Below are 17,182 nucleotides of genomic sequence, written 5' to 3'. Positions count from 1 at the left end.
CATTGCGGAGTGTTAATAAACGGGGAGCAGATCAGCGCACTACTTCATTTGGACCCAGCCCCCATCAATATCACACAAGGGAAGCATCGAGAGCTTGCCTAAATTCTGATGCATCACTTCTCATTACATGGTCAATTTTTTGAAATTCTCTTTTCAAGGCCACACGATATGAGTTCTTGGTCGGCATATCCGAGCCAATGATCACCGCAGTAAGAAATGATGAGGAGACATCCGCTAAATTAGCGTCACGCTGAATATTGATATGGCTACGGACGACGACCTCAAGTAAATATGTCTTGAACTGTGCAGAGATTTTCTCACTTGGAATGATGTCTCTTAGCATTGAGCCAAGCAACTTAGTGGCTTCCTTAGAAATATAGTGCCGATCAAAACCATCACCATCACGGGTAGCCTCAGGTATCTCAGAGTCCTTAATCCGTGCGCCCTGTTCAGCCCAATCTGTGGCAATGCTGACTAGGCGATAGAGAAGAAAGTGAAAAGGTGTCGGCCACTCTTGATAGCTTTCCTCATCCGGCGGCACAGCTATCTGCTTAAGGATCTTCTCCGCGAAGTAGACAAAATAGTGTAACCACATATGGTCTTGAAGACCCTGATGGATACCCTCATGAATCATGATTTCAAAAAGTGTTATTCCCGAATTGATTGGGCAGCGGAACCTGCCTGCGTCATGATAGGAACCTAGCGGTTTGTTAAGTTTCTCGATCAACTTATTATCTTCATCTAGCCGTCTGCATACAGCCTCTCCAATGGCCTTATCCAAACCGTTCTTCAGCGCCATCTCGGCGTCGGCAAAGAAAAATCGAAGCAATCTGTTATTTTCAGGAAGATATAACCTACTACCAACACTCTGGTTTTGATTGTTTTTCAACTCCACGTAGAGACGACTTCCAGGAGCATCGAGCAGTGCATCTATATAGTGGTCAATAAAATCGGAGCGTATAGCTTCATTGGATTGAAGAAGCCTAAGGCAAAAATGTGGATGCGCAACCGCCAGATGGATGGTTAGCTCTGGAGAGGTGACCAGATTCAAGAGGACTTCATGGGCTTGCGTGCTGGCATCATCACGAACCAGACTACACGACTTCAATTTTTGAAGTAAGGAATTCAAACGCTTTCGCCATGCAGGTAATACTATTGGTCTTTCACCTCGCAAAATAGCTGCCATATCAATTTGTTGCCTGTCGAAGCGATCAATCCAGCGCACGAGCAAAGACTGCCGCTTGGTCAAGGAAATTAGTTTCGGCAACTGAGGTTCGACTAATAATACCAACTCGTCATAGCGCCTAGTGAGATGCAAGTTTTCAATCAATTCACGGAATATGTGGACTCTACCTCGAGCAAGAGTAGGAAATCTTGTACGCCAAAAGAAATAGCAGGCAACGGATAATAGAAGCAGGTAAACCGCGCTTGAACTATCAAGCCCCCACTTCCACGCCCCTAAACTATAGTACAGTCCAAGCCTTTCTAAGGTCGGAGCAAAAACTAAATAATGAATGAGGAGAAAAACTCCGCCACCGACAAACCAATCTCTCCAAGTCATGCAGAAGCGAAGGCGAAGCCTGTTAGTAGGGGAAATCAACGCCCAGACGGCAGCGATTACCCCTAATATGGTGAGCAAGCTAGCAGTATCAGTTTGTGTCGGCGTTGTCATATGATCTTCGTTTTTTGTGTTCAGTATTTTTCTGACAAGTTTACATGCGTCAGATAAATTTGTAATACATAGCTCGTTTAAAAAATCATGGGTTGGGGTGCTCCAACATTTTTGTAGATAAAAAAAGGCCAAGCCCCGACCTGTCGAGTTCACTAAGCTCAGGTGTTGAATGTATCAATCCAGCAAACACATCGTATGCATTTTAAATTGATGCTGTCCCAAACAGACATTTTTGTTTTCCTGTCCTGCTTCCGGTAAGCCAACACATCATGATGCAAGCAGCACCCTCTTCTGGCACGAAGCGGACCACCTGAAGAGCCATAAGGTCTACTACGAGCGAGTAACTGACTTCGATTTAAATAAATTATAAGGCTTCAAATGTTATTGGCACAAATTTCTGAGATGCATACAGTCACACTAAGTGTTTAAACAAGGTTCTGGACTATGGCTAACCCATCAGTTAAGTTTGTTTCCAACCTGTCGTTTCCTCCCTGTCAGGAGCCACTTTTTCCGTGTTATTTTTTAAGGATAATTCATGAGTAATGGAGCACAATCATTTCTTAGTCAATTGCTAATTGCCATAACCTCTATATTTTTATGGTCATTTCTTTTTGCTGGGATTCTAGAGAGCTACAAAAAAGACCAAGGTCTTCAGGAGGAGATTATAAAGGATTACTTTAGGCCAATGATGGAATTACAAAGTTCTTGTTCATCTTCACATAATGAACTATTTATAATACCATGGAGAGATATCTGGTTCTTATCAGCTCATGTCTAATGAAATAGTACATATGACAATGACTCCTGATTCAAAATTAGGCCAACATTATGAAGCTCTCCCAATATCTATTATTAAAGCAAATACAGAGTTAAAAAAATAGTTGAAGACCTTGAAATAACGGTAAAAAAAATGCAAGACCGATTTATTCCTCAAGTACGAAGAGCTTGCATTAGTTACTGGTTCATATCCAGAGTTTAGGAGCTTAGCGAAAAATTATACGAATACGATTAACACCATCTATTCAGAAAGACAAAAAAAAGCTAAGGAAAATACAAAAAACATAGACCCTAATCAACTAATTCCATTAATGCGGAAATTTATTGCTATGGATCTATCCACCAATGCAAACAAATCCATGCTTGCCAGTGAAATAGATAACATATCTAAACTAACAACGCAGCATAGTTTGATAATGGCAGAGTATGAGGAGTTAATTTTCAAAGAAGATAATGATTTATTTCTAAGTCTTCATGATCTTTATGCAATCAAAATTAGTGAAAAGTATTCAGGTGGATTTATCAGTTGGATATTTTAAAACATGATAACTCATCAGATACGACGCTTACTATGTAGAACGCGTAAATCTGTTAAGGTTACCAATGTGTTAGGTAATGTCCGCTTCTGGCTGTGAGTTCAACCGATGGATGCAACATACTGATTGAACCTCTCTGCGGGTGGTTCATAGTCTAGCGTTTTTCTCGGCCTTTCGTTGAGCTGTCTGGCAACACTGTTAAGTATTCACTTGCTGTAACCGATAAGTCACTTCCTGTGGGAAGCTATTTTTTGAACAACCCATTCACATTTTCAGCAGATATACTTTTGAATCATAGCGCATTTGGTAATACAACGAATAAAAGCTGTAACATAAACCAACTGTGCCACTATTAGCGCAGCTGGTTCTTTCCAAAGATACCAATTTAACTTATCCAAAGCCCACACATTTCCATCTCCCTAGGCTACCCATATAGATGGCATACCATTGCATCGCCTCTCTAAATACTTCGAATAGTCATGGATGATAAGGCCAAACAACAAATCGCGTTAAATATCTCTCATGATGTGAGCGAATCCATGATCGATCATCGCCCAAGCTTGGCAAAATCAAATGGGCTCACAGCTTTCTCACGATTCGCATCAAGGAAATCTGCCCACCACTGCAACATCAGCCTACGCTCATCCAGATGCTCGGCCTTATGAATATAAGCCGCACGCACAGAGTTACGTTCCATATGGCTCATCTGCCGTTCCACGGCATCCCTCGACCACAATCCAGACTCAATCAATGAACTACAGGCCATTGTTCTGAAACCATGTCCACAAACCTCTACTTTCGTGTCATACCCCATAACGCGCAGAGCCTTGTTCACCGTGTTCTCACTCATCGGTTTGCGATGGTCGTGATCGCCAATGAAAACAAAATCGCGATCGCCACTAAGTTCGTGAACATGTTTAAGGATTGCTAAGGCTTGATTAGAAAGCGGTACCAGATGAGGCGTACGCATTTTTGAGCCACGCTGGGAGTGCTTTACCCCTTCAATCGCTTCTCGCTCCGCTGGGATCGTCCACATTGATGTTTCAAAATCAATCTCAGACCAACGAGCAAAACGCAATTCACTGGAACGGATGAAGACAAGAAGGGTTAGCTCAACAGCAAGGCGAGTCAAAGGTCTGCCGGTATAGTTATCAATACGCTGAAGCAGTTCAGGAATACGTCTCAACTCTAACGCAGGCCTATGCTGCCGGTTACTTGAAGCAACGGCACCGGCCATCTCCTGTGCCGGGTTATAATCAAGCAAACCACTCTGTACCGCATAACGCATAATGGCGGTGGTGCGCTGCTGTAGACGGGAAGCAACTTCAAGACGCCCTGACAACTCTACAGCTTTGATAGGCGCTAAAAGGTCGCGCGTTTTTAGTTCAGCAATATTACGCTTACCTATGGCTGGAAAGAGGTTATCCTCCAGGCTTTTAAGCACGCGTCGGCTATGTTCTTCCGACCACTTTTTATTTGTAGCATGCCACTCAATAGCAAGTTGTTCGAAAGTACGTGCTTCTTCCTGCTCAACCTTATCATTTTTCTTTTTGTCTCCCGGATCGATGCTGTTTGCCAAAAGTTTACGGGCTTCATCACGGCGAGCCCTTGCATCAGCGAGTGACACATCAGGGTAAACACCCAGAGCCAGCATCTTTTGCTTTCCGCCAAATCGGTACTGCAAACGCCAGTATTTAGAGCCATTTGGATGAACAAGAAGGTGCATACCGTTACCATCGGTCAGCTTATATTGCTTATCCGTTGGCTTGGCTGTTCTGACCTTGATATCTGTTAACGCCATGCTTATCCCCTCCCTGTTGGTACAAGCATTATCGAACCGGAAATACCATCATCTGTACCAACATATGTTGGTAGATGTACGTTGATGTCGGTTGACCTTGAGAGAGTTAATATAGCGGGAAAGGTACATAAATACTGGATTTCAGGCACAAAAAAAGACGTCCGTTGACGTCTATTGATGTTCCGATGGTGCCGAAGGCCGGACTCGAACCGGCACGTATTTCTACGGTTGATTTTGAATCAACTGCGTCTACCGATTTCGCCACTCCGGCACGGAAGGGATGCGGAAAACGTTGTGGATTATACCTGTCGTGCGCCGCCATGCAAGCGCCAGCGTGTGTCTGGCCTGCTAAGTGTTGAAAATTTCAGCATTACCTTGCACACGTGCAATCACCATCACAGTTTATCCCCCGCAACAACCACCTTAATCCCCCCTTCTGCGAAGCATCCCGTTTCCCCATGCTCTACACTTCCAGTTCAACACCACACTGAGGGAAACACGATGTCGATGATAAAAAGCTACGCCGCAAAAGCGGCGGGCAGCGAGCTCGAACTCTATGAATATGATGCGGGCGAGCTTAAGCCGGAAGATGTCGAAGTCCAGGTCGATTACTGCGGTATCTGCCATTCCGATTTGTCGATGATCGACAACGAATGGGGATTCTCTCAGTATCCGCTGGTTGCCGGGCATGAGGTGATTGGTCGCGTGGCAGCGCTCGGCAGCGCGGCGCAGGATAAGGGTCTGAAGGTTGGTCAGCGCGTCGGCATTGGCTGGACGGCGCGCAGTTGCGGGCATTGCGACGCCTGTATCAGCGGTAATCAGATTAACTGCCTGGAAGGCTCCGTTCCCACTATTCTCAATCGCGGCGGCTTTGCCGAGAAGCTGCGAGCCGACTGGCAGTGGGTGATCCCGCTGCCGGAGAGTATCGATCTGGCGGCAGCTGGCCCCTTGCTGTGCGGCGGTATCACCGTGTTCAAACCGCTGCTGATGCACCATATCACCGCCACCAGCCGCGTCGGGGTGATCGGTATCGGCGGCCTGGGACATATCGCCATTAAGCTGTTACACGCGATGGGTTGTGAAGTGACCGCATTCAGTTCCAACCCGGCGAAAGAACAGGAGGTGCTGGCGATGGGAGCGGATAAGGTGGTCAACAGCCGCGATCCGGATGCGCTAAAAGCGCTGGCGGGCCAGTTCGATCTCATCATTAACACGGTTAACGTCGATCTCGACTGGCAGCCCTATTTTGAAGCGTTGGCCTACGGCGGTAACTTCCATACCGTCGGCGCAGTGCTGAAGCCGCTGCCGGTACCGGCATTTACCTTAATTGCCGGGGATCGCAGCATCTCCGGTTCGGCGACCGGGACGCCATTCGAGCTGCGCAAGCTGATGAAGTTTGCCGGGCGCAGCAAGGTGTCGCCTACCACCGAGCTGTACCCGATGTCGCAAATAAACGAAGCAATCCAGCACGTGCGTGATGGCAAGGCCCGCTACCGCGTGGTGCTGAAAGCCGACTTCTGATGCCGGGCTCAGTCCCGCAAGGGGCTGGGCTTATTGCCCGTTACGAAACGCGAGCACCGCCTGGCGGCACTGTTCCGTCACATGCTCAATATCATGGTTCACGTCGATGCGGGCAATATCTTTCTCATCGTCCTGCGGACATTCCAGCGCGTCGAACTGACTTTTGAGTAGTCCCACCGGCATAAAATGGCCTGCCCGACGCTGCATGCGTGCCAGAATGGTCTCGTAGTCGCCGTCCAGCCACAGAAAATGCACATTCGGGCTACCCTGACGCAATATATCGCGATACTGTTTTTTTAATGACGAGCAGACAATAAATCCGGTCTCATTCTTTTTAAATAAACTGTATGACGCGTCATTTAATCGCGCCAGCCACGGCAGTCGGTCTTCATCGGTTAATGGAATACCTTCAGACATTTTATCAATATTTTTAGCGGGATGGAGATCGTCGCCATCAATGAATTTAGCCGATAATACAGCGGCAATTTTACTGCCAATTAAAGATTTACCGCTACCCGAAACGCCCATCAAAATATAACTTTCCCCAGCCATTGAAAAAACTCCAGATTCATATTCTATGGCGCGATACTACGCCTTCCACATTGCAGAACTCACCTTTTTTTGCCGCGACTGAGCAGATTTACAGGGCGCATCACGTTATGCGTAACATTGTAGTGTAACAATTTCTCAGCGTGATCTGTATCACAAATAATAACAATTAAAACCGTTTAAATGCTGCCGAGGTTACTACCTGACCAGTGAGGAATTTATGCAAGTCAAAACCCAATCCTGCGTTGTCGCGGGTAAGAAAACTGTTGCCATTACCGACCAAAATATAGAATGGAATAATAAAGGAACGCTGGTACAAATTACCCGCGGGGGAATTTGTGGTTCCGATTTACATTATTATCAGGAAGGCAAAGTCGGTAATTTTACCGTTAAAGCGCCGATGATTTTAGGCCATGAAGTTATTGGTAAAGTAGTGCACAGCGATTCAACAGAATTACATAAAGGTCAGTCGGTGGCGATTAATCCGTCGAAGCCCTGCGGCCACTGTAAATACTGTCTGCAGCATGAAGAAAACCAGTGCACGGAAATGCGCTTTTTTGGCAGCGCCATGTATTTTCCCCACGTCGACGGCGGCTTTACTCAGTTTAAAACTGTCGATACTGCGCAGTGCATCCCCTACCCTCAAGAGGCCGATGAAAAAGTCATGGCCTTTGCCGAACCGTTGGCGGTCGCGATCCACGCCGCGCATGAAGCGGGCGACCTGCAGGGCAAGCGCGTGTTTATCTCCGGCGTCGGGCCTATCGGCTGTCTGATTGTCAGCGCGGTAAAAACGCTCGGCGCGGCAGAAATCGTCTGTGCGGATATCAGCCCGCGCTCGCTCTCGCTGGCGCAACAGATGGGTGCCGATACGCTGATTAACCCGCAGCAGGACTCGCTCGACGCGTGGAAAAAAGAGAAAGGCTACTTCGACGTCAGCTTTGAAGTCTCTGGTCATCCGTCCTCAATCACCACCTGTCTGGAAGTGACCCGCGCGAAAGGCGTGATGGTGCAGGTCGGCATGGGCGGCGCGGTGCCGGACTTCCCGATGATGATGCTGATCGGCAAAGAGATCGCGCTCAAAGGCTCGTTCCGCTTTACCACCGAGTTCAACACCGCGGTGTCGTGGCTGGCGAATAACGTTATCGATCCGCTGCCGTTACTCAGCGCTGAATATCCGTTTACCGAGCTTGAACAGGCGCTGATATTCGCCGGGGATAAAACCCAGGCGGCGAAAGTCCAGCTCGTTTTCGAAGACATAAAATAAGGAATAGCATGATGAACGATCTTTTTTCACTGGACGGCAAAAACATTCTGATCACCGGTTCAGCCCAGGGTATTGGTTATTTACTGGCGACCGGGCTGGGTAAATATGGCGCACAGATTATCGTTAATGACATTACGCCGGAGCGTGCGGAGGCCGCCGTCGCCAAATTGCAGCAGGAAGGGATCCGCGCCGTGGCCGCGCCGTTCAATGTTACGCATAAACAAGACATTGACGCCGCCATCGACCATATCGAAAAAGACATTGGCCCGATCGATGTGCTGGTGAATAACGCCGGTATCCAGCGTCGCCATCCGTTTACCGAGTTCCCGGAGCAGGACTGGAACGATGTGATTGCCGTTAACCAGACGGCGGTATTCCTGGTCTCGCAGGCGGTAACGCGTCGCATGGTGGAACGTCAGGCCGGGAAGGTCATCAACATCTGCTCCATGCAGAGCGAACTGGGCCGCGATACCATCACGCCGTACGCCGCCTCGAAAGGCGCGGTAAAAATGCTTACCCGCGGAATGTGCGTTGAGCTGGCGCGCCACAATATCCAGGTCAACGGGATCGCACCGGGCTACTTCAAAACCGAGATGACCAAAGCGCTGGTCGAGGATGAAGCCTTCACTTCCTGGCTGTGCAAACGTACGCCAGCCGCGCGCTGGGGCGATCCGCAGGAGCTGATCGGCGCGGCGGTATTCCTCTCTTCCAAAGCATCCGATTTTGTAAACGGGCACCTGTTGTTTGTCGATGGCGGCATGCTGGTCGCCGTCTGATACCACACAACGCAACATCACGCAGCGCCCAGGCGCTGCCTTTTTGGCACATACACCCTAAATCATTCGAGTTGCAGAATGACGGGGATATAAGAGAAACGATTATGCCATTAATAATAATTGCGGCAGGCGTCGCGCTGCTCCTGGTCCTGATGATTGGCTTTAAAGTTAACGGCTTTATTGCTCTGGTCCTGGTGGCGGCGGTCGTTGGTTTTGCCGAAGGGATGGATGCACAGGCCGTTCTGCACTCAATACAAAACGGGATCGGTGGCACGCTCGGCGGGCTGGCGATGATCCTCGGCTTCGGCGCAATGCTCGGCAAACTGATTTCCGATACCGGTGCGGCCCAGCGCATCGCCACCACGCTGATTGGCACGTTCGGTAAAAAACGCGTGCAGTGGGCGCTGGTGATCACCGGTCTGGTGGTCGGTCTGGCAATGTTTTTTGAAGTCGGCTTTGTTCTGCTGCTGCCGCTGGTGTTTACGGTGGTGGCCTCGTCCGGCCTGCCGCTGCTGTATGTCGGCGTGCCGATGGTCGCCGCGCTATCCGTGACCCACTGTTTTCTGCCGCCGCATCCAGGGCCGACCGCGATTGCTACCATTTTCGAGGCCAATCTCGGTACCACCCTGCTGTACGGATTTATTATTACGATCCCGACGGTGATTGTTGCCGGGCCGCTGTTTTCAAAGCTGCTGACCCGCTTTGAGAAAGCACCGCCGGAAGGGTTGTTCAACCCGCATCTGTTCACCGAAGAAGAGATGCCATCGTTCTGGAACAGTATCTTTGCGGCGGTAATCCCGGTCATACTGATGGCGGTCGCCGCCGTGTGCGAAATTACGCTGCCGAAAACCAACAGCGTGCGGGTGTTCTTTGAGTTTATCGGCAACCCTGCGGTCGCGTTGTTTATCGCTATCGTACTCGCCATTTTTACCCTTGGTCGACGTAACGGACGTACGATCGAGCAAATTATGGATATCATTGGCGACTCTATCGGCGCAATTGCGATGATTGTGTTTATCATCGCCGGGGGCGGCGCGTTTAAGCAGGTTCTGGTCGACAGCGGCGTGGGGCAATATATCTCGCACCTGATGACCGGCACGTCGCTTTCTCCGTTGCTGATGTGCTGGACGGTTGCCGCCTTGCTGCGCATCGCGCTCGGTTCAGCCACCGTGGCGGCGATCACCACCGCAGGCGTGGTGCTGCCGATTATCAACGTCACCCATGCTGACCCGGCGCTGATGGTGCTGGCTACCGGCGCGGGCAGCGTGATTGCGTCCCACGTTAACGATCCGGGATTCTGGCTGTTTAAAGGCTATTTTAATCTCAGCGTGGGCGAAACGTTGCGCACATGGACGGTAATGGAAACGCTGATTTCCATTATGGGTCTGTTGGGGGTTCTGGCGCTGAACGCCATCCTGCATTAAGACGGTATTACCGGGGAGCACAGGTCTGCGCTCCCCGGCACTGGAGAGAAAATGAGGAACCACAGAATTTCTTTGCAAGACATCGCCACACTGGCGGGCGTGACCAAAATGACGGTGAGTCGCTACATTCGCTCGCCGAAAAAGGTCGCAAAGGAAACCGGTGAACGCATCGCGCAGATTATGGAAGAAATTAATTACATCCCCAACCGCGCGCCCGCGATGCTGCTTAACGCGCAAAGCTACACGCTCGGCGTGCTGATCCCCTCGTTTCAAAACCAGCTGTTCGCTGACATTCTGGCCGGTATCGAGTCAGTCACCTCGGATCATAACTATCAGACGCTGATCGCCAACTACAATTATGACCGGGAATCCGAGGAAGAGTCGGTGATCAACCTGCTGTCGTACAACATCGACGGCATTATCCTTTCCGAGAAATATCACACCCTGCGCACGGTTAAATTTCTGCGTTCAGCCAACATTCCGGTGGTCGAGCTGATGGATATTCAGGGCGACCGTCTGGACATGGAAGTAGGTTTCGATAACCGTCAGGCGGCGTTTGATATGGTCAGCACCATGCTGGATAAACGCCAGCGGCGCAAAATCCTTTATCTCGGTTCGAAAGACGACGTCCGCGATGAACAACGCTATCGCGGCTACTGCGATGCCATGACGCGTCGTGGTCTGGTGCCGCTGCGCGTCAATCCGCGCGCTATTTCGTCCATTCATCTCGGCACCCAGATGATGCGGGACGCGCTGGCTGCGCATCCGGATTTAGACGGCGTGTTTTGCACTAACGACGATATTGCGATGGGCGCGCTGCTGCTGTGCCGCGAGCGCGAGCTGGCCGTTCCGGAACAGATCTCAATTGCCGGTTTTCACGGGCTGGAAATGGGCAGGCAGATGATCCCAAGTCTCGCCAGCGTGATCACCCCGCGTTTTGACATTGGCCGTATGGCGGCGCAGATGTTGCTGAGCAAAATCAAGAACAACGACCATAACCACAACACCGTCGATCTCGGGTATCAGATTTATCACGGCAATACGCTTTAACTCATTTTCTCTCGCCATCGCATACTCTCTTTGATGGACATTGCCTATACTCCAGGCAGGATAAATGGAGGAAATCTCAATGAGCGCACCCCTGCTAATTGCCCGCACGCCGGACACCGAACTGTTTTTATTGCCAGGCATGGCCAACCGTCACGGGCTGATTACCGGCGCGACCGGGACCGGTAAAACCGTCACGTTACAAAAGCTTGCCGAATCGCTGTCCGGGATTGGCGTACCGGTATTTATGGCCGATGTGAAAGGTGACTTAACCGGCGTGGCCGAGGAAGGACAGGCCTCTGAAAAGCTGCTCGCCCGCCTGAAAAATATCGGCATTACCGACTGGCAACCGCATGCTAATCCGGTCACGGTGTGGGATATCTTCGGCGAAAAAGGTCACCCGGTGCGAGCCACGGTATCTGACCTCGGACCGCTGCTGCTGGCTCGTCTGTTGAATCTCAACGACGTTCAGTCCGGCGTGCTGGATATTATCTTCCGCATTGCCGATGACCAGGGCCTGCTGCTGCTCGATTTCAAAGACCTGCGGGCCATAACTCAGTACATCGGCGATAACGCTAAATCCTTCCAGAATCAGTACGGCAATATCAGCAGCGCTTCGGTCGGGGCTATCCAGCGCGGGCTGCTGTCGCTGGAGCAGCAGGGCGCAGCGCACTTCTTTGGCGAACCAATGCTGGATATCAAAGACTGGATGCGTACTGACGCCAGCGGCAAAGGGATGATCAATATCCTCAGCGCCGAGAAGCTCTACCAGATGCCCAAACTGTACGCCGCCAGCCTGCTGTGGATGCTCTCCGAACTGTACGAACAATTGCCGGAAGCGGGCGATCTGGAGAAGCCAAAACTGGTGTTCTTCTTTGATGAAGCGCATCTGCTGTTCAACGACGCCCCGCAGGTGCTGCTGGATAAAATCGAACAGGTGATCCGCCTGATCCGCTCGAAAGGGGTCGGCGTGTGGTTCGTCTCGCAAAATCCGTCGGATATTCCGGACAACGTGCTTGGCCAGTTGGGTAACCGCGTGCAGCACGCCCTGCGCGCGTTCACGCCGAAAGATCAGAAAGCAGTGAAAAGCGCGGCGCAAACCATGCGCGCCAACCCGGCGTTTGATACCGAGAAAGCCATTCAGGAGCTGGGCACCGGCGAAGCACTGGTTTCATTTCTGGATGCCAAAGGCAGCCCGTCGGTGGTGGAGCGGGCAATGGTGATTGCGCCCTGCTCCCGCATGGGACCGGTGACGGACGATGAGCGCAACGGGCTGATTAATCACTCTTCGCTGTACGGAAAATATGAGGAAGAGGTAGATCGTGAGTCCGCCTATGAGCGCTTACAGCAAGGCGTTCAGGCCAGCACCGGGCAGCAAAATACGCCTCCCGCCAACGGTAAAGCGGTCGAGGTTGACGACGGTATTCTCGGTGGGTTGAAGGATATTTTGTTTGGCAGCACAGGGCCGCGCGGCGGCAAGCGCGATGGCGTGGTACAGAGCGTGGCGAAAAGCGCGGCGAGACAGGTCACTAATCAGATAATCCGCGGAATGTTGGGAAGCTTGATGGGCGGGAGAAAACGCTAGCACCCGCGTTACGTTGCCGGATGGCGGCTTAACGCCTTATCCGGCCTACGGGTCATGGGCAGGCCTGATAAGCGCAGCGCTATCAGGCCTACGATTACTGTGATTACGACTTACGCAGCATCAGCCACAGGCTTATCAGGAAGAAGCTGGCGCTTGGCAGCAGCGCGCCGATAATCGGCGGAATACCATACACCAGCGTCAGCGGGCCAAAGATTTGGTCCAGCACATAGAACACAAAACCGAAGCTAATCCCCGTCACCACACGCACGCCCATCGGCACGCTACGCAGCGGACCAAAGATAAACGACAGCGCCATCAGCATCATGACCGCCACTGACAGCGGCTGGAACACTTTGCTCCACATATTGAGCTGGTAGCGTCCGGCGTCCTGTCCGCTCGACTTCAGGTACTTCACGTAATTATGCAGACCACTAATCGACAGCGCGTCAGGATCCAACGCCACGACGCCGAGCTTGTCGGGCGTAAGGTTGGTTTTCCAGGTGCCGCTCACGGTCTGCGAACCGGTGATTTGTTTCGGGTCGGTCAGGTTGGACTCATCCACCTGCGACAAACGCCAGACCTTCTGCTCCGGGTCAAACGTCGCGCTGGCGGCATAGCGAACGGACTGCAAACGACGCTTGTCGTTAAAGGCGTAGATGCTGATTCCACCTAGCTCAGCGTCGCCTTTCACCCGCTCGATGTAAACAAAGCTGTCACCGTCTTTCGCCCACAGCCCTTGCTGGGTAGAGAGCAGCGAACCGCCGTACATCTGCTGCGCACGGTAATTACGCGCCATCTGTTCACCCTGCGGTGCCACCCATTCGCCGATGGCCATCGTCAGCAGCACCAGCGGAATCGCGGTTTTCATCACCGACAACGCTACCTGCATACGGGTAAAGCCAGAAGCTTGCATCACCACCAGTTCACTGCGCTGGGCCAGCATGCCCAGCCCCAACAAAGCACCCAGCAGCGCCGCCATCGGGAAGAAGATTTGGATATCTTTCGGCGCGCTGAGCAGGGTATACAGCCCGGCGCCCATCGCGTCGTAGCTCCCCTGCCCGGCTTTTTTCAGCTGGTCGACAAACTTGATGATCCCGGAGAGCGACACCAGCATGAACAACGTCATCATGATGGTGGTAAAAATGGTTTTACCGATATAGCGGTCAAGTACACCAAAAGGCTGCATTATACCGCTCCTTTACGCATAAAACGGGCACGCAAGCGGCGCATCGGCACCGTATCCCAGAGGTTAAGCACAATCGCCAGCGCCAGATAAGCCAGGTTTACCACCCACATCCAGAACACCGGATCCAGCTTACCTTTGCCACCGTTCGACTTCAGCGACGTCTGCACCAGGAAGAACAGCAAATAAAGCAGCATGGCTGGCAGCATGGACAGTACGCGACCCTGACGCGGGTTAACCACGCTCAGCGGGACAACCATCAGCGCCATCATAAATACGGTGAATACCAATGTGATACGCCAGTGCAGCTCCGCGCGGGCGCGAGCGGTGTCGGTCGTCCACAGCGTACGCATGGTCATCTGGTCGGTATCGTTGGGGTCCAGCGCCACGGCCTGATGGCCGATAATCGCCTGGTAGTCCTGGAAATCGGTAATGCGGAAATCGCGCAGCAGCGCGGTCCCTTCAAAGCGCGTCCCCTGGTTCAGCGTCACGACCTGAGAGCCGTCACGCAACTGAGTCAGATGTCCGGAATCAGCCACCACCACCGAAGGACGGGCGTTGCCTTTCGGGCGGATTTGCGCGAGGAACACATCTTTGAAGCTGCTACCGTCAACACTTTCGATAAACAACACCGAACTGCCGTTCGTTGCCTGCTGGAATTGCCCCTGAGCGAGCGCCGCCATGCCGGGGTTCGCTTTCGCTTCCGCCAGCACTTCGTCCTGATGCCGGGAGGACCATGGCCCGGCCCACATCACGTTGACCGCCGCAATAATACTGGTAAACAACGCCAGCACCATCGCCGCTTTAACAAGCACAGCCTTGCTCAGCCCACAGGCATGCATGACCGTAATTTCACTTTCGGTATACAGTTTGCCCAGCGTCATCAGCAGCCCAAGGAACAGGCTTAAGGGCAAGATTAGTTGCGCCATTTCTGGCACGCCCAGCCCCAGCAGCGAGAGCACCAGATTCGCCGGGATATCACCGTCAACAGCCGCACCCAGGATCCTGACTAACTTTTGACAAAAGAAGATCAAAAGCAGGATGAATAGGATCGCAAGTTGGCTTTTGAGCGTTTCCCGAACCAGATATCTTATGATTATCACTTTAAATACGCCCGTAAAAACCCGTCTTTTGCCGGAATTTAGCTTGTTTCATGGCTTAAACGTCATTTATTCTCTTGAGTCGTCGAAATCGTCGCTAAGATCATTATACTCAACGGATCCACCTCTCAGAAATTGTTCTGACGTGCCAATGCCGTAATAACGTTAAGATTAACACGAAGTCACCGCAACAGCGGGTATGAGTTACGAAAGCTTGCAATTCTATCCGTAGCCACCGCTGTTGTCTTTAAGATTCAGGAGCGTAGTGCATGGAGTTCAGTGTAAAAAGCGGTAGCCCGGAGAAACAGCGGAGTGCGTGCATCGTCGTGGGTGTCTTTGAACCACGCCGCCTCTCTCCGATTGCAGAGCAGCTCGACAAGATCAGCGACGGGTACATCAGCGCACTGCTGCGTCGTGGCGAACTGGAAGGCAAACCGGGGCAAACCCTGTTGCTGCACCATGTTCCTAACGTTCTGTCTGAGCGAATTCTCCTCATTGGTTGTGGCAAAGAGCGTGAACTTGATGAGCGCCAGTACAAGCAGGTCATTCAGAAAACCATCAATACGCTGAATGATACTGGCTCAATGGAAGCCGTCTGCTTCCTGACTGAGCTGCACGTCAAAGGGCGCAATAACTACTGGAAAGTGCGTCAGGCCGTTGAGACGGCCCAGGAAACGCTGTACAGCTTTGACCAGTTGAAGACCAACAAAAGCGAGCCGCGTCGCCCGCTGCGTAAAATGGTCTTCAACGTACCGACCCGCCGTGAACTGACCAGCGGCGAGCGTGCTATCCAGCACGGTCTGGCGATCGCCGCCGGTATTAAAGCAGCGAAAGATCTCGGCAACATGCCGCCAAATATTTGTAACGCCGCCTATCTGGCTTCCCAGGCGCGTCAACTGGCAGACAGCTACAGCAAGAATGTTGTGACCCGCGTGATCGGCGAACAGCAGATGAAAGAGCTGGGTATGCACTCTTACCTCGCCGTCGGCCACGGTTCGCAAAATGAGTCGCTGATGTCGGTCATCGAGTACAAAGGCAATCCGTCCGAAGACGCGCGTCCGATTGTGCTGGTCGGTAAAGGGTTAACCTTCGACTCCGGCGGTATCTCCATCAAACCAGCCGAAGGCATGGATGAGATGAAGTACGACATGTGCGGTGCGGCGGCAGTGTACGGCGTGATGCGCATGGTGGCCGAGCTTCAACTGCCCATCAATGTCGTCGGCGTACTGGCGGGCTGCGAAAACATGCCGGGTGGCCGCGCGTATCGCCCAGGCGATGTGCTGACCACCATGTCCGGGCAGACCGTTGAAGTGCTCAATACCGACGCCGAAGGCCGTCTGGTGCTGTGCGACGTGTTAACCTACGTCGAGCGCTTTGAGCCGGAAGCAGTGATTGATGTCGCGACCCTGACCGGCGCGTGCGTGATTGCACTGGGCCATCACATCACCGGCCTGATGTCGAACCATAACCCGCTGGCGCATGAGCTGATCGGCGCGTCCGAGCAGGCTGGCGATCGCGCATGGCGTCTGCCGTTGGGTGATGAGTTCCAGGAACAGCTGGAGTCCAACTTTGCGGATATGGCAAACATTGGCGGGCGCCCTGGCGGAGCCATTACCGCAGGCTGCTTCCTGTCGCGCTTTACCCGTAAATACAACTGGGCGCACCTCGACATCGCCGGTACCGCATGGCGTTCCGGGAAAGCCAAAGGCGCAACCGGTCGTCCGGTGGCACTGCTGTCGCAGTTCCTGCTCAATCGCGCCGGGTTTAACGGCGAAGAGTAATACGCTATCGAGCCTGCAACATGTAGGCCTGATAAGCGCAGCGCCATCAGGCGTTGACGCACAATCGCCGGATGGCGGCGTAAACGCCTTATCCGGCCTACATACGGCAATAAATTGCAGGCCCGGCTCGCCGGGCTCTGCATTTAAATTCATCACAAGAAGCCCC

Annotated in this window: 14 protein-coding genes, 1 tRNA gene and 1 pseudogene; 8 read left to right on the top strand and 8 right to left on the bottom strand. The window is 52.0% G+C overall.

Annotation, left to right across the window (positions count from 1 at the left end):
* Nucleotides 1–70: 70 nt before the first annotated feature.
* Nucleotides 71–1,672 carry a hypothetical protein gene (locus OGX91_RS04620; RefSeq protein WP_181618530.1) on the bottom strand — a complete coding sequence of 534 codons (1,602 nt, stop codon included), beginning with the start codon at nt 1,670–1,672 and terminating at the stop codon, nt 71–73.
* A 1,106-nt stretch (nt 1,673–2,778) separates the two neighbouring features.
* Here OGX91_RS04620 and OGX91_RS04615 point away from each other — a divergent pair.
* Entirely contained in the window at nt 2,779–2,988 is a 210-nt protein-coding gene (locus tag OGX91_RS04615; RefSeq protein WP_233606192.1) for a hypothetical protein, read from the top strand.
* A 98-nt stretch (nt 2,989–3,086) separates the two neighbouring features.
* On the opposite strand, the pseudogene OGX91_RS04610 reads toward OGX91_RS04615, so the two are convergent.
* The 3 genes and pseudogenes from OGX91_RS04610 to OGX91_RS04600 all read right to left on the bottom strand — a co-directional run.
* Nucleotides 3,087–3,265 (bottom strand): annotated as a pseudogene (locus OGX91_RS04610) (IS30 family transposase); the annotation flags it as partial.
* 267 nt (nt 3,266–3,532) lie between these two features.
* The gene (locus OGX91_RS04605; protein ID WP_234662111.1) at nt 3,533–4,786 is read right to left on the bottom strand and encodes a tyrosine-type recombinase/integrase; all 1,254 of its coding nucleotides are present in this window, start codon (nt 4,784–4,786) and stop codon (nt 3,533–3,535) included.
* 186 nt (nt 4,787–4,972) lie between these two features.
* Nucleotides 4,973–5,057: transfer RNA gene (locus OGX91_RS04600), tRNA-Leu, on the bottom strand.
* Between the two features lie 230 nt (nt 5,058–5,287).
* Here OGX91_RS04600 and ahr point away from each other — a divergent pair.
* A complete protein-coding gene (gene ahr / locus OGX91_RS04595; protein ID WP_003839634.1) occupies nt 5,288–6,307 on the top strand; it encodes an NADPH-dependent aldehyde reductase Ahr in 1,020 nt (339 codons plus the stop codon).
* A 30-nt stretch (nt 6,308–6,337) separates the two neighbouring features.
* Here the strand turns inward: ahr and idnK are convergent, their stop codons facing one another.
* Complete coding sequence (gene idnK, locus OGX91_RS04590; protein ID WP_040230318.1) at nt 6,338–6,859, bottom strand: gluconokinase; 522 nt, start codon at nt 6,857–6,859, stop codon at nt 6,338–6,340.
* 217 nt (nt 6,860–7,076) lie between these two features.
* Here idnK and idnD point away from each other — a divergent pair, with 217 nt between their 5' ends.
* From idnD to OGX91_RS04565, 5 genes are all read left to right on the top strand, one after another.
* Entirely contained in the window at nt 7,077–8,120 is a 1,044-nt protein-coding gene (gene idnD / locus OGX91_RS04585; RefSeq protein ID WP_199947433.1) for an L-idonate 5-dehydrogenase, read from the top strand.
* Nucleotides 8,121–8,131: 11 nt separating this feature from the next.
* Nucleotides 8,132–8,896 (top strand): gluconate 5-dehydrogenase, encoded by a 765-nt coding sequence (idnO, locus tag OGX91_RS04580; RefSeq protein ID WP_040230320.1) that lies wholly within the window; start codon nt 8,132–8,134, stop codon nt 8,894–8,896.
* A gap of 104 nt (nt 8,897–9,000) precedes the next feature.
* On the top strand, nt 9,001–10,320 hold the full coding sequence (gene idnT / locus OGX91_RS04575) for a gnt-II system L-idonate transporter (protein WP_016155581.1): 1,320 nt from the start codon (nt 9,001–9,003) through the stop codon (nt 10,318–10,320).
* A gap of 51 nt (nt 10,321–10,371) precedes the next feature.
* Nucleotides 10,372–11,370, top strand: a complete 999-nt coding sequence (gene idnR / locus OGX91_RS04570) for a DNA-binding transcriptional regulator IdnR (RefSeq protein WP_040230325.1) — start codon at nt 10,372–10,374, stop codon at nt 11,368–11,370.
* A gap of 79 nt (nt 11,371–11,449) precedes the next feature.
* Nucleotides 11,450–12,952: a helicase HerA-like C-terminal domain-containing protein gene (locus tag OGX91_RS04565; protein WP_121585399.1), complete on the top strand. Its 1,503-nt coding sequence runs from the start codon at nt 11,450–11,452 to the stop codon at nt 12,950–12,952.
* A 103-nt stretch (nt 12,953–13,055) separates the two neighbouring features.
* Here OGX91_RS04565 and lptG read toward each other — a convergent pair whose 3' ends face one another.
* The 3 genes from lptG to OGX91_RS04550 all read right to left on the bottom strand — a co-directional run bounded on the left by lptG (nt 13,056) and on the right by OGX91_RS04550 (nt 15,351).
* The gene (lptG, locus tag OGX91_RS04560; protein WP_005134170.1) at nt 13,056–14,138 is read right to left on the bottom strand and encodes an LPS export ABC transporter permease LptG; all 1,083 of its coding nucleotides are present in this window, start codon (nt 14,136–14,138) and stop codon (nt 13,056–13,058) included.
* The gene (gene lptF / locus OGX91_RS04555; RefSeq protein WP_040230328.1) at nt 14,138–15,238 is read right to left on the bottom strand and encodes an LPS export ABC transporter permease LptF; all 1,101 of its coding nucleotides are present in this window, start codon (nt 15,236–15,238) and stop codon (nt 14,138–14,140) included. The genes lptG and lptF overlap by 1 nt, the downstream gene beginning before the upstream one ends.
* A gap of 62 nt (nt 15,239–15,300) precedes the next feature.
* Entirely contained in the window at nt 15,301–15,351 is a 51-nt protein-coding gene (locus tag OGX91_RS04550; protein WP_212723231.1) for a hypothetical protein, read from the bottom strand.
* A 153-nt stretch (nt 15,352–15,504) separates the two neighbouring features.
* Here OGX91_RS04550 and pepA point away from each other — a divergent pair, with 153 nt between their 5' ends.
* Nucleotides 15,505–17,016, top strand: coding sequence for a leucyl aminopeptidase (pepA, locus tag OGX91_RS04545; RefSeq protein WP_005134172.1), 1,512 nt, complete (start codon nt 15,505–15,507; stop codon nt 17,014–17,016).
* Nucleotides 17,017–17,182: the final 166 nt, after the last annotated feature.

This window comes from Citrobacter sp. Cpa228 (genome assembly GCF_030333085.1).
GTDB lineage: Bacteria > Pseudomonadota > Gammaproteobacteria > Enterobacterales > Enterobacteriaceae > Citrobacter > Citrobacter pasteurii.
This window is presented reverse-complemented; position numbering and strand designations above follow the sequence as displayed.